Here is a 13,904-nt window from a genome sequence, read left to right on the forward strand (position 1 = left end):
AACAAAAAAACGTCCTCTTACAAAAAACCAGATTGGTCTCTTGTAAGAGGACGTTTTATCGCGGTGCCACCTCAATTAGAAGCAAAGAAAAACACTATGGCTTTTATCTTGTAACTCCTCACTCTTTGGATACTAACATATCCTATCTCTGTAACGGGAGATCCCGAATTTGCTTACTTTAATTTCAGCAAATCTCTCGAAAGTCCATTCATTATAGGTGTACCTATCGGCTCTCACTATTCCGACTCGCTCAAAGGTACTTAACCATATAACTACTACTCTTTCTCAACGATTTATATCTGTTTAACTAACTTAGGACTATCATACATTACTTGATTCAGAAATGCAAGTCCGTATTTATTTAATCGACAAATACAATTTCTTCTATTACTTCAACATCTTCATCTAATGTTTGGATAACAGGGCAGTTACCAGCAATCAAGCGTGTTGCTTTTTGAATTTTAGCATGTGCTGATTCATCTGCACGAATTTCGAATGTAATATCGATCGATTTGATTGGATTTGCACGTTTTTCTTCGTTACGTTCATACGTCATTGTTGTTTTCAAAATTTCATATGTTACGTGTTGTTTATCTAGAATACTTTCTAATACATAGGTTGCACATGCAGATACTGCAACAACTGTTAATTCGACTGGTGAATAACCTAAATCACGTTTCAAAACCATTTTTCCTTCTGGTAAAGCAATTTCTAATCCATCTTTTCCTGGTAAAAGTTCAATCATAGCTTGTCATCTCCTATAAAGTTACTGTGTTTTATTTTATAGGTTTATTATAGGCTAATTTTTAAAAATAACAACCAATCTGCCCACTATTATTTTATGTTGTCTTTAAAAAACAGAGAGGTTGTACTTTTTCACAAGTTCCATTAAGAAATCTACACCTGCCACACTATTTCCAACTGTATCAATCGCCGGGCCATACAGACCGATCCCAATAGGTCCCTTTAAATCTTCAATCATCCCACTTTTAACGACAGCGATGATTGCTCCTGAAACGCCACTTTTTGCAGGTAAACCAACAAATGCAGCAAATTTACCAGAAGAATTATACATTCCACATGTTAACATTAATGCTTTTGATACTTTTAAAATAGCACCATCAATACAGATGCGTTCATTTTGACCATCTTGTGCAAAAAAGAGCGCAATTTCTGCTAAATCACCCACTGTCACTTCAATCGAGCACAGTTGTAAATAAGTTTGAATCGCATTCTCAACACCAGCTTCTAAGTAACCATTGGCTTTTAAAATATAAGCGATGGCACGATTATGATCTGCTGAATCATATTCTGATTGATAAATTTTTTGGTTAATTGTAATTTCTTTTTGTAATAATTTTTCTAAAAATGACGTCACGACTTCTACTTTTTCAGTTGGCGTTTCACCCGGTAAAAGTGATGCTACCGTAATGGCACCCGCATTTATCATCGGATTGAACGGCTTCGTATTTGCACTTTCTAGGCGCACAATCGAATTAAAAGAATCGCCTGTTGGTTCAACATCAACAAAATCCATCATCATCGTCAAACCATGATGATCTGCCGCTAGCATAAAACTAATTACTTTGACAACGCTCTGAAGTGTAAAGGTCGTTTCTGTATCACCATACTCATACGATTGATTAATGTCCGTTAAACAAACAGAAAATTGTTGCCCATCTGCCTCTGCCAAAGCAGGAATATAGGTCGCCACTTTTCCATTAACTGTTTTTAGCGTACTGTTGTGAACTAAATCAATTAAGTTTTCTCTCATCACATACCTCGCTCTTCTGGGATTAATGAAACATATGTTTCACCGTTAAGTCGTTCTGTTAATTCATTTTTAGCCGCTTGAATAACAGCTGGATGTTCAGCCGCATGAATTGCCGTATTTGCCATCAATTCAGCCGCATATAACATTCCTTTATGGCCAATCGATGTTTTACCATGTGATACGACTTGCCATGTATGTGGAGGTGTCCCGATTGTCCAACACGAAGTAGCTACTTGTATTGTAGGCACTTTCCAGCTCACATCGCCAACATCAGTAGATGCCATCATCGTGCTTTCTGGTAATAACGGAATAGGGAAATGATTGATTTTTTTATCCCCTAATAAGGTCAACAACGTTTTCGGGAACAGAGCCGTAGCTTCTGCTTGCGTTTGTTCATCAAACGTTTCGTAAATAGCTGCTGCATACTCATATTCTTCTTCACTGTATTCTAATGGCGTCACCGTATTTAATTGCTCCTGCATCACATTTGCTAATACTGTATTAGGAATAAGATTCGAAGCTGCACCTTTAAATTCATAGGACATTGTTGTTTCTGTCATTAATGCGGCACCTTCCGCTATTTTTTCAACGCGTTTGAACACATCCATTACTTGTGCTTTTTTGGGCGCACGAATTAAATAGGAAACCTCTGCATAAGGTTGCACAACATTCGCTGACATTCCACCGCTATTAGTAATCGCATAATGCATCCGCACATCGCTCTCGACATGCTCGCGTAAAAAGTTAACCCCTACATTCATCAGCTCGACTGCATCCAACGCACTACGACCAAGATGTGGTGCAGCTGCGGCATGAGAACTTTTACCATAAAATTTAAAATCAACAGCATAATTTGCTAATGTTGCAATATTCATCACGGCATTCGCTGTGTTCGGATGCCATGATATCGCCAAATCAACATCGTCAAAGACACCCGCTTTTGTCATAATCGCTTTTCCTGATCCCGTTTCTTCAGCAGGGCAGCCATAATAACGAACAGTAATTGGTGCACCCGTCTCGGCAATGTATTCTTTAAGTGCACAAGCAGCTGCAAATGACCCTACCCCTAATAGGTTATGGCCACAGCCATGACCATTCCCCTCTTTTTCTATCGGTGCATATGCTGTTGCACCATTTACCTGGCTTAATTGTGACAAGGCATCATATTCTCCTAAAAAAGCAATAATAGTCGGACCCGTTCCGAATTCACCTAGAATAGTGGTTTCTAATCCCGCTACGTTTTTTGTCACTGAAAAACCTTCAGAAAGCAATGCTTCTTCCATGGTAGTCACTGCGTATTTTTCTTCAAAATACACTTCAGGAACATCCCAAATTTTATCGCTTAACGCTGTAAAAATAGCAGCTTTATCTTTTATAAATGAATGTGTGTTAAACATTTGAAACCCTCTCTTCTTTTAAATTCGATTTGATTGATAGTAGCGCAAAAATACAAATCATCGCAAAAATAATCAATAACCAAAAGGCGGCATTGTATGAGCCATTGAAAAAATCGACCATAAAACCCATTGCAGCCGGGGTAATAAACCCTGCTAATTGTCCGCCCGTGTTCGCCATCCCCATTGCTGTTGCTGTAATATCTTGTGGAATCGTTTTTAAAACAAACGACGGCAAAAGTAATGTGATGTAAGTCATTAATATTGTAACAATACATTGGTAAAAAATAAACATCCCGATACTGTTAGAGTGGAACATTAAAAATAAAAAGCCAGCGATACCAACAGCAAAAACAGCTCCAATTACTTTATTTTGTTGCAATGTTAATTTATCAATCACAATCCCGAAGATAAGCATACCACTAAGCATTAACACCCCAGGAATTAATTGCAAATACCCAATCGATAATAAATCAAGTCCACGTTCATTCGTTAAATAACTAGGCATCCATGAACTTAGTCCCCAATTGACCGCATAAATTGTAAAATAAGAAACCAGTAGGCTCCACATAAAAGGCATCGTTATTAATTTTTTTAGAATACCTTTATTTTCACCAGTAACTGATAGTCCCCTCGCTGCTTCCACGGTTGTATCCGGCACTTGAATATAACGCCAATATAAAAATGCTATTACTGCTCCAATCAAACCCGTGATAACAAACAATAGGCGCCACCCAATCAATCCTAATAAGACTGCAGATATCAGTGGTACTAACATTGCCATTATTGCTGCAGATGCTAATAAAAGTGACATGGCACGACTGCGCTCATTCTTCGGGAAGATGGTGGCAATAATCTTTGATGCCGCTGGCTGAAAACCGCCTTCACCAATACCGAATAAGAAACGGATAACAATCAATGCACTAAAAGACCAGGCAACAGCCGTTAATCCTGTGAAAACAGACCAGATAATCACAGCTGTCAATAGAATTTTTTTCGCACCATATTTATCCGCTAATAACCCACCTGGCATTTGCATAATTGCATACCCTAAAAAAAACGAACTCAGTACAACTCCTGTTTGTGTCGCTGTTAAAGCAAGATCATTTGCAATATCAACAACCGCATAATTAATTAAATAATGGTCCAAATTTCCAATTGCCCACCCTAAGAATAGCAATAATAACACGGTTTTTCTTGTCTTTTTTAATAATACTGTCGACTCCATTTTTAACCTCCATTGGCACTTTTGTGTATTTGGCCACACCTGTTACAAGTACGCTTTATTAATAGTTTTTTACATCACATAATTTCACTAATAAATTATCCATTATAATTTTGCGCAATTAACTATTTAATTATAATATCATATAACTATCTATAAAATAAATAGTATCAATTAAAAATTAATAAATTGCAAAAACACAACTTTTTAACTAAATAAAAATGATTAAATTGTTTTAAAAAATAATAAATTTTATAAAAAGGTTGGCAAGGTTCATTTTCGGTCTTATACTAGTATAGAATGGAGTGAGAAACGTGTCAGAATTTAACTTAACAAAAAAATATATTGAAGAAACTTGTAGTTACGAACCAGATTTCTTCAATCAAATAAGAGACAGTATTATTGCAGCAGGTATCAATGAAATGAGCATTGACGCCGATTCAGCACAATTTTTACGTGTTCTCTTAAAAACCACAGGCGCAAAAAACGTACTCGAATTAGGGACACTAGGTGGCTATAGCGCGATTTTATTTGCGTCTATTATCCCAGCTACAGGTCATGTCACAACAATAGATAACGATGTCCGTTACCAACCCCTATCGCAAGGAAATGCTGAAAAAACAGGCTACAAAGATAAAATTACTTTTATTTGTAATGATGGCTTAAAGGCGATGGAACAATTAGCATCAGAAGGCGCGACCTTTGATTTCTTCTTTATCGATGCTGCTAAAAATAGCTATATCAACTATTATGAATGGGCATTGTCCATGGCAAAACCAGGTGCAATGATTGTTGCCGACAATACGTTATGGAAAGGTGAAGTCCCTGATCCTGATAAAACATCTAACCCTATCCGTGCTATGCGCCGTTTCAATGAATACGTCTCTCAAGATGAACGAGTGGATGTTATTATTACTACTACTGGCGATGGTATGACTCTTGCCCGCGTTAAATAAGCCAAAAACCACCCTCCATAAGGGTGGTTTTACTTTAGTTATAATTTTGTTACGCGATACATTTTAAAGGTTGCGACTGAAAAAACAATCAAACCTAGCCAAATTAATGAGAAGCTGATGGCATGTGTCACTGTAAAAGCTTCATGATAGACTAATACGCCTAGTAAAAGACTGATAGTCGGTCCAATATACTGCATGAATCCCATCATGCTCAACGGGATATTACGAGCTGTGAAGGCAAATAATAGCAGTGGCACCGCTGTTACTATACCTGAAGAAACCACAAGTGCCCACATACCTAGCGTTGCATGATTGGTCACGAAACTTTGATCTGAATTGATAAAATAGAACCATGCAATCAAAGCAAATGGTGTTACAAATAACGTTTCAACCGCAAGCCCTTCAATTACTGCATAATCCATTTTCTTTTTAAGCAGACCATAAAATCCAAATGATAAAGCTAAAGTTAATGAAATATATGGGAAAGCACCTAAACTTAGTGTCATTACCATTACACCGATAAAAGCAAGGACTACTGCAATGACTTGTGCGCGTGCTAATTTTTCTTTTAAGAAGATGACTCCGAGTAAAATACTAATAATAGGGTTAATATAATAACCTAAACTTGTTTGTAAGATATGATTATTGTTGATTGCCCAAATAAACGTAAACCAGTTTGTTGAGATTAGTAATGACACAAGTAACATCATCAATAGTTTTTTTGGGTGGCGGAATAAGTCTGTTATGATTCTGACAAATGATTGCCATTTTTTTGATAAAACAACTGCAATTAACATGAAAACTGATGCCCAAATAATGCGTTGAGATAATATTTCCATTGGTAATACATCACTTAATAATTTAAAAAAGAGCGGTATAAAGCCCCATAGTGTATACGTTAGTATGCCACTTAAAATACCAGCTTTTGTTTTGCGTTCGTTCATGTTCTATGCTCTCCTCACTACGGTTAAAATAATAAAAAGGAGACAAAACCATGAAGGTTTTGTCCCCTTTAACAGTGTTAATTATGCTTCTTGAGCTACAGGGTAGACAGAAACTTTTTTCTTGTCACGACCTACGCGTTCGAATTTAACAACACCATCAACTTTTGCGAATAAAGTATCATCGCCACCACGACCTACGTTAGCGCCTGGGAAAATACGCGTACCACGTTGACGATATAAAATCGAACCACCGCTTACGAATTGTCCGTCAGCACTCTTAGCGCCTAAACGCTTAGATTGTGAATCACGACCGTTGGCAGTAGAACCGCCACCTTTTTTATGGGCAAAATATTGGATATTTAATTTTAATAACATATGTTTCACCTCCAGCTATTTTTTATCTGAATAAATTCAGTATAACTTTCTTCTAAGGTAGTGAACTGTGTTAATAGAGCTTCCGCTAACAATTGAACATCTCTATGGTCCTCATCTGATAAATCAACGGGTAGTGAATAATAAAGGTAACCTCCATCATCCTCTTCTTCAATATGCGGTAGTTGGCCAATATGCAAACTAATTGCATTAATCATCCCAAAAATCACAGTTGAAGCACCTGCACATACTAAATCTTTACCAGATTCCGCATAATCAGCGTGTCCTGTCATTTCTATCGCAACGATTTCCTTTGATTCTTTCAATCGGTTTACATTTACTTTTATCACACGTCATCAGTCCTTAATCGTCTTTTACTTAAGCGTTGATTTTACCAATCGTTACTTTTGTATAAGGTTGACGGTGACCTTGTGTTTTGTGATAGTTTTTCTTAGGCTTGAATTTGAAAACGATAACTTTCTTTTGGCGACCGTGTTTTTCAACAGTACCAGTTACAGTTGCGCCTTCAATCAAAGGAGCACCAACCTTAACTGAATCACCACCAACGAATAATACTTCGTCGAATGTAATTTCAGCTCCAGCTTCAACATCTAATTTCTCGATGTAGATTACTTGGCCTTCTTCAACTTTTAATTGTTTACCACCTGTTTTAATAATTGCGTACATTCTTTGCACCTCCTCTTGATTACTTAGACTCGCCACTTACAGGCGACACTGGGTTCTTAATACCTGAAATGAGCGGTTACAGTAGCACGGGTGCTACATACATAACATATCTTAATATATCATATCAGCTGTTCATCGTCAATGATTAATCAGATTATTTTTTGATTTCTGCAATCATTTCTATTTCTACTAAAGCATTTTTAGGTAATGCTGCAACTTCAACACAACTACGAGCCGGACAAACCTCTCCTAGAGCAGCGGAATATGCTTCATTCAATTCAGCAAAACCACCTAAATCAGTTGTGAATATTGTTGTTTTAACAATATTTGAATAGTTTCCACCACAACTTTCTAGTAAAGCCTTGATGTTTTTCATGACTTGATCTGTTTGTTCCGCGATTGTTTCGCCAACCATTTCCCCCGTTTGTGGATCCAACGGAATTTGTCCTGAAAAGAAATGTAAATCGCCAACTATTTGACCCTGAGAATATGGACCTATTGCTTGTGGTGCATCTAATGTTTGAATGGTTTTCATTGTTGTTCCTCCTTAGTTATGATGTTCTCATTGTATCATATTTTTATTTTAACTCAGCAAACAAAAGTGAACCTTTTTTGTCAGAGGATAGACTGTTATCAACTGGAAATAAGGTTTTTTCTTAGCGATTATAGAGGTTAAGCGTTTCAATGTCATTAACAGGAATTTTTTCGTACGATACGATTGATTTATGTCCATGAAAACATTACTTCTACCAACATAAAAAGAGTGAACCTTTTTAAAGGTTCACTCTAGTCTCTATGCTTTTTTACCGAATAAGCGTTGGAAAAACCCTAATTTCTTTTCTTTAATGTCCATTAGAGGCACTGATTCGCCCTGTATACGTCGCGCAATATTGCGGTAACCTATTGAAGCCTTTGATGTGTTAGATAGCACTACAGGCTGTCCACTATTCGAAGATTCAATCACGGCTTCATCGTCCAGAATTATTCCTAATAATTCAATAGATAAATGTGATGTAATATCTTCAATTGTCATCGAACGGCCGTCTTCAACCATATTCACACGAATACGATTAACAATCAATTTTGGTGCTGGCATTTCTTGCTGCTCCAACAAACCAATAATTCGATCAGCATCACGTACTGATGAGATTTCTGGCGTAGCTACAACAATTGCTCGATCAGCTCCAGCAATAGCATTCTTAAAGCCTTGCTCGATACCGGCTGGGCAATCAAGAATGATATAATCATAATCTTCACGCATACTGTCAATGAGCGTCTTCATCTCATCTCCTGTAATAGCATCTTTATCTGAATTTTGAGCTGCGGGAAGTAAGAATAAATCACCATCAAAACGCTTGTCTTTAACTAACGCTTGATGTAATTTGCAACGACCTGCAACAACATCCACAATATCATAGACAATACGGTTTTCTAACCCTAGAATAACATCGAGGTTTCGCAAACCAATATCCATATCAATTAGGCAAACTTTCTTTCCTTGCAACGCAAGTGCTGTACCTAGATTAGCGGAAGTTGTCGACTTACCGACGCCACCTTTTCCAGATGTAATAACGATTGCCTCGCCCACGTTTAGCGTCCCCCTTTTTCAACTGCAAAAATCGATTTCACGTCACTATATTTACTCAATTCTTCAATTGCAATATTATTTTCTTTATCTAAGTACGCAACGGACATTCGCGATGATAATGCAATTGCTTCTTCTTTATCAATCGTTCGAACACTCGAAGCAATTCGTAGCTGTGCTGGGTAATGAAAACAACCCATGATAACAGCTTTCATATTACCATTTTTTCCTGCGTGTATTGTTCCCTTTACATCACCTAATACAAACGCATGCTCAATAACTTCAACATGACCGCCAGGATTCACCTCTCCAACAACAAGGATATGCGCCTGTGATTCAACCAATTGTCCCGAACGAATTAAACGTGAGACAGGAAAAACCTCATCTTCATGCTTCCACTTTTTAGCTGCTGCTCTCGTCATAACAGACGTTTGGATGCGACTAACTATTAAGTCACTTTCGTCATGAATGATACGAATAATCTGTTCTTGAAAACCTTTACTTAAAATTCTAGCACCTGTTTCAACAATTACGGGTGAACGTTTAGACGTTTCATCTACCGTCTTATTTTGTCTTGTACTTAACATCGTTTTTAATTCATTTATCAATTCTTTATAGCCCGATTCATCGGATAGATTAAGAACAATACCATCTTTCGTGCCTTTTAATTGAACAGGTTTTTTATCCATCATAGAACCTCCCTAGATTTATAATCTATGCATCATAATTTAACATGTGTAGAGGATAATCCTTTGGTTTCACGTTTCCAACGTTTAAGTAATAACATAAATGGAAAGTAAATAATTAGAAAATAAGCAATATTAAATAATAATGTCGTTGTTAATCGCGTTGTCACATAAGGTAAAAACGCTATTGATACACTCTTCATACTTGAAAATATCAGGTAGGCTCCAAACTCACTTATTGCCACACCGAAAATTGAAACAAGCAGAATCATAATAAATGTTCCTTGAAGATAATGAAGTAATTTTTGCGAAATATAAACAACAACTGGAAATAACGCAAAGTAAATGCCAATAATTCCGATGTTATATATATCATATACTAATCCTAATACCAATGCATAAATCATCACTTGGTTTCTTGGTAAATAAACAACCATCATCACTAACATCACAATAATGAAATGAGGAATGAATCTCGTCTCACCATAAAAAAGTGTGCGTGCAAAGTAGAAGCTGACTGTATTTTCAAGAATGAAAACCAAACCCATAATGATAGGCAGAAGGATTCTTGCAGGTATTCTATTCATGCGAGCTCCTCCTTAACCTATGAATCTGTATCCACTGTTCTTTTAGCAACAAATACCGTATCAAAATCATACAAATCAGCTTCAGTTTTTATATTAGCTGTTTGTGATAAACCAAACTGATCATTCTCAACATCTTTAATTTCACCAATTAAAAGACCTGCTGGGAAACGACCACCGTAACCTGTTGTTACGACTTTTTGACCTTTTTTATATTTTTGATCAATGGGTAATTGCGTTAATTGAATGGTATTTTCTTCTTTATTGTAACCACTTACGATACCATAAGCTTTTTTATTATCTTTACCTTGGATTGCAGCAGAAATACGCGTTCTTGAATCTGAAGAACTTAAAAGCTCAACTGAGGATGATTTAGCACTGACAGATTTAATTTTACCAACTAAACCTTTCCCAGTAGTAACAGCCATATTCGGCTTAATACCATCAAGCGAACCTTTGTTGATTGTCACTTGATCAAACCAACCGTCTGGATCACGAGAAATAACAAGTGCTGAAATCGGATCGAATTCAGATAACGTGCTTTTAACGTCTGTTTGTTGTTTGAGTTCTGCATTTTCACGTTTTAGCGTGACAACATCACTTTGCAACTGTCCAAGTTGTTCAACTTGTTCTTTTAATGATTTGTTTTCCTCATAAGTAGAACTCAAATCTTTTGCACCAGAAAAAATACCGACAACAAAATTTACTGGTTTGGAAATAATATTAGATGCGAATCCAACAACATCATATACAAAAAGCTCTGGCAAAGAAGCATTTTCACGATCACGTGAAGTAAATCCAACCAGACTTACAAATAAGACTACTGCAACTAGTAGAATCAATAAACGTTTATTCAAGAAAAAACGTGGCATAACAACACCTCAACATATTTAATTTGATATTAATGGATAATGAATAAGACAGCAAATTACACTGTCTTAGTTCAGAATTTATCTAGATTTTTTAGCGTTTTTAAACAAATCAATATTATCTAATGATTTACCTGTACCAATTGCTACACAATCCAATGGATCTTCTGCAATAACGACTGGCATGTTTGTTTCCTCTGAGATTAAGCGATCAATGTTGTGTAACAATGCGCCACCACCTGTTAGGACGATTCCTCTGTCCATAATATCAGCAGCTAATTCAGGAGGCGTACTTTCTAATGTTGTTTTAACAGCATCAATTACTTGCATAACTGAATCATGTAAAGCTGTGCAAATTTCAGCTGCTGTAATTTCAATTGTTTTCGGTAAACCAGTCACTAAATCACGACCACGAATATCGGTTGTTTGTTTTTCTAAACCTTCAACATTAGCTGATCCAATTTCCATTTTAATTTGCTCTGCAGTACGCTCACCAATTAATAGGTTATATGTTTTTCTAATGTAATTAACAATCGCTTCATCTAATTTATCACCAGCCGTACGTTCTGATACAGCAGTAACGATACCACCAAGTGAAATAATCGCAACTTCAGTTGTACCACCACCGATGTCTACTACCATACTACCCGTAGGTTCCCAAACAGGTAATCCCGCTCCAATTGCAGCAGCGAATGGTTCTTCAATCGTATAAGCATCACGAGCGCCTGCTTGACGAGTTGCATCAATTACTGCACGCTCTTCAACCCCAGTTACTCCAACTGGTATACAAATCATTACATGCGGTTTACCAATACCCATGCCTTTGTTTAACTTGTTAATGTAATATTTCATCATTGCTGCGGTAATATCATAATCAGCAATAACTCCGTCTTTCATTGGACGAATTGCAACGATGTTACCTGGTGTACGACCAATCATGTTACGTGCGTCACTTCCGACAGCTACGATTTGACCTGAATCTTTATTAATTGCAACTACAGATGGTTCACGTAAAGCGATACCTTTACCTTTTACATATACCAATGTGTTTGCTGTCCCTAAATCTATACCAATATCCTTGCTTCCGAAATTAAACATTTTTTAAGACTCCTTTAAAAGTTGATTTTTATCGTATTCTCTATATTATTATTCATCATTTCAATTCAATGTGTCTCTAACTTTTGTCACTCTATCATTATATCATATACTGTATGTGAATCCATCATATCAAATACATACAATCACACTGTTCTTTTTATAATGCCTCAGCTAAAAATGAAACTAACCATCATGTTCACTATTTTAACATAGCTATCCTTTTTTTAAAATAAATTGTCGGCTAAAAACAACATATTGACTGTATTTCTCTATTTTTGTATAAAACAAACGTAAAAAGACGAACGTTTGTATGCCTTTTTCAAACAAATACGCCTGCCCTCTTCATGCTATAAAATTTTCCATCACCAATAATAATATGATCAATCATACGTATCCCCAACAATAAACCACTTTCATGCAAACGAACCGTCGCTTTTTCATCCGCTAAGGAAGGTGTGACATCGCCAGAGGGATGATTATGAAAACAAATAAAGCTCACTGCATCATATTGTAACGCCTTAAGATAAACTTCACGTGGGGAAATCATCGTTTCATTAACACCTCCAATATACAATGTTTTGCGTTTTAATAAATGATTTTTAGAATTAAGATATAAACAAACAAAATGTTCTTGTTTAAGATAACGCATATCAGACATTACCACACCGACCGCATCTTCAGGTGTTTTAATAACTTTTTTTATTTCAAAAGGAACTTTAGCAAAGCGGCGTCCAAATTCGAGAGCCGCCAGTATTTGCGAAGCTTTAACAGGACCAATCCCATTAATTGTCATCAACTCACTGTGTGTCGTAGTATGCAAATCGGCTAGTTCTTGATAATTATGCAATACATTTATCGCCAATTCACTTACAGGCAATACGCGTGTACCTGATTGTAAGATAACCATTAGCAATTCTTGCAACGAGAGTTCGGCAGCTCCACCATTTATTAAGCGCTCACGTGGCAAATCGACTAAAGCTGATTGTGTGCCCATCGAAAAACCTCCTCCATTACTATTACTATATAAAAACTACTCCCGATAAAAGGGCAAAATGGTACTAATCCTTGGCGATCCATTAAAATGACATAAACCAGCGCTAACACTGCGGAAAATCCCACAAAAAACATAAAAGTTATCACATCCATCCATGTGCTCAAAGCCGCAAATAACCAAATATCACCGCTTCCTAGCGAATGACGAAAGATTATATATAATAAAACACACAACAGTAAAGGGATTAAAATCGTACCCTCACATGCCGTTTCTCTGAGATACAAACCAATCATCATTATAACGACAACTATCGGGATGGGTATATGCAACGTCTGATAATCGACAAGCGTCATCCAAAAAAGCAATAGCACTACTATGCCTTCAAGTAGATTCGTCAACGTTATTTCGAATCCTAGAGGTAGCATTAAAACGACAACTATAACTTCTGTTATAAAATATTTTTTTGAAATAATCCCATTGCAACACGAAGCTCGTCCTCTCAATAACATAAAGCTAATAAAGGGAATTAAATCAATTACCTTTAAACGCACCAAACACTGATCACAACACGAACGTTTTCGCCACCATGATTTTTGATTACAATAATTTTCAACACTCCAATAGACGAAAGAACTCAACATAAAACCAATTATAATCATCGTTTTCTCCTTTGCTGTTAGTATAACAACCAGGATTGCTTGTACCTAAAGCTCAATTTGCATTTTTATTCTGTGAG

The 13,904-nt window shown here is 36.5% G+C and carries 17 protein-coding genes and 2 other annotated features; of the genes, 1 reads left to right on the forward strand and 16 read right to left on the reverse strand.

Annotated features, from left to right (window positions below):
* Positions 1–43 precede the first annotated feature (43 nt).
* Positions 44–298 (reverse strand) — a binding site (T-box leader).
* Positions 299–361: 63 nt separating this feature from the next.
* From V6S17_RS08225 to V6S17_RS08240, 4 genes are all read right to left on the reverse strand, one after another.
* Complete coding sequence (locus V6S17_RS08225) at positions 362–745, reverse strand: OsmC family protein (protein WP_036027598.1); 384 nt, start codon at positions 743–745, stop codon at positions 362–364.
* Between the two features lie 105 nt (positions 746–850).
* Positions 851–1,774, reverse strand: a complete 924-nt coding sequence (gene glsA / locus V6S17_RS08230) for a glutaminase A (RefSeq protein WP_036027599.1) — start codon at positions 1,772–1,774, stop codon at positions 851–853.
* Entirely contained in the window at positions 1,774–3,171 is a 1,398-nt protein-coding gene (locus V6S17_RS08235; RefSeq protein WP_036027600.1) for an amidohydrolase, read from the reverse strand. Before V6S17_RS08235 ends, glsA begins: the two co-directional genes overlap by 1 nt.
* A complete protein-coding gene (locus tag V6S17_RS08240; RefSeq protein WP_036027601.1) occupies positions 3,164–4,396 on the reverse strand; it encodes an MFS transporter in 1,233 nt (410 codons plus the stop codon). The genes V6S17_RS08235 and V6S17_RS08240 overlap by 8 nt, the downstream gene beginning before the upstream one ends.
* A gap of 311 nt (positions 4,397–4,707) precedes the next feature.
* Here V6S17_RS08240 and V6S17_RS08245 point away from each other — a divergent pair, with 311 nt between their 5' ends.
* Positions 4,708–5,349, forward strand: a complete 642-nt coding sequence (locus V6S17_RS08245; RefSeq protein WP_051536002.1) for an O-methyltransferase — start codon at positions 4,708–4,710, stop codon at positions 5,347–5,349.
* Positions 5,350–5,387: 38 nt separating this feature from the next.
* Here V6S17_RS08245 and rarD read toward each other — a convergent pair whose 3' ends face one another.
* The 12 genes from rarD to V6S17_RS08305 all read right to left on the reverse strand — a co-directional run bounded on the left by rarD (position 5,388) and on the right by V6S17_RS08305 (position 13,827).
* A complete protein-coding gene (gene rarD, locus V6S17_RS08250; protein WP_029092186.1) occupies positions 5,388–6,293 on the reverse strand; it encodes an EamA family transporter RarD in 906 nt (301 codons plus the stop codon).
* An 81-nt stretch (positions 6,294–6,374) separates the two neighbouring features.
* Complete coding sequence (rpmA, locus tag V6S17_RS08255) at positions 6,375–6,668, reverse strand: 50S ribosomal protein L27 (RefSeq protein WP_029092187.1); 294 nt, start codon at positions 6,666–6,668, stop codon at positions 6,375–6,377.
* A gap of 5 nt (positions 6,669–6,673) precedes the next feature.
* A complete protein-coding gene (locus V6S17_RS08260; RefSeq protein WP_029092188.1) occupies positions 6,674–7,015 on the reverse strand; it encodes a ribosomal-processing cysteine protease Prp in 342 nt (113 codons plus the stop codon).
* A gap of 28 nt (positions 7,016–7,043) precedes the next feature.
* Positions 7,044–7,352, reverse strand: coding sequence for a 50S ribosomal protein L21 (gene rplU, locus V6S17_RS08265; RefSeq protein ID WP_029092189.1), 309 nt, complete (start codon positions 7,350–7,352; stop codon positions 7,044–7,046).
* A 15-nt stretch (positions 7,353–7,367) separates the two neighbouring features.
* Positions 7,368–7,440 (reverse strand) — a sequence feature (ribosomal protein L21 leader region).
* 66 nt (positions 7,441–7,506) lie between these two features.
* Positions 7,507–7,887, reverse strand: coding sequence for a RidA family protein (locus V6S17_RS08270; protein WP_029092190.1), 381 nt, complete (start codon positions 7,885–7,887; stop codon positions 7,507–7,509).
* A 258-nt stretch (positions 7,888–8,145) separates the two neighbouring features.
* Positions 8,146–8,940: a septum site-determining protein MinD gene (gene minD / locus V6S17_RS08275; protein WP_029092191.1), complete on the reverse strand. Its 795-nt coding sequence runs from the start codon at positions 8,938–8,940 to the stop codon at positions 8,146–8,148.
* 2 nt (positions 8,941–8,942) lie between these two features.
* Positions 8,943–9,629: a septum site-determining protein MinC gene (locus tag V6S17_RS08280; RefSeq protein WP_080712958.1), complete on the reverse strand. Its 687-nt coding sequence runs from the start codon at positions 9,627–9,629 to the stop codon at positions 8,943–8,945.
* 29 nt (positions 9,630–9,658) lie between these two features.
* Positions 9,659–10,210 carry a rod shape-determining protein MreD gene (gene mreD / locus V6S17_RS08285; RefSeq protein WP_051536003.1) on the reverse strand — a complete coding sequence of 184 codons (552 nt, stop codon included), beginning with the start codon at positions 10,208–10,210 and terminating at the stop codon, positions 9,659–9,661.
* Positions 10,211–10,227: 17 nt separating this feature from the next.
* Positions 10,228–11,079, reverse strand: a complete 852-nt coding sequence (gene mreC, locus V6S17_RS08290; protein ID WP_036027602.1) for a rod shape-determining protein MreC — start codon at positions 11,077–11,079, stop codon at positions 10,228–10,230.
* Between the two features lie 78 nt (positions 11,080–11,157).
* Positions 11,158–12,174: a rod shape-determining protein gene (locus V6S17_RS08295; protein ID WP_029092192.1), complete on the reverse strand. Its 1,017-nt coding sequence runs from the start codon at positions 12,172–12,174 to the stop codon at positions 11,158–11,160.
* Between the two features lie 319 nt (positions 12,175–12,493).
* Complete coding sequence (gene radC, locus V6S17_RS08300) at positions 12,494–13,168, reverse strand: RadC family protein (protein ID WP_029092193.1); 675 nt, start codon at positions 13,166–13,168, stop codon at positions 12,494–12,496.
* Entirely contained in the window at positions 13,147–13,827 is a 681-nt protein-coding gene (locus V6S17_RS08305) for a prepilin peptidase (RefSeq protein WP_029092194.1), read from the reverse strand. The genes radC and V6S17_RS08305 overlap by 22 nt, the downstream gene beginning before the upstream one ends.
* Positions 13,828–13,904 lie beyond the last annotated feature (77 nt).

It is taken from the genome of Brochothrix thermosphacta DSM 20171 = FSL F6-1036, assembly GCF_036884295.1.
GTDB lineage: Bacteria > Bacillota > Bacilli > Lactobacillales > Listeriaceae > Brochothrix > Brochothrix thermosphacta.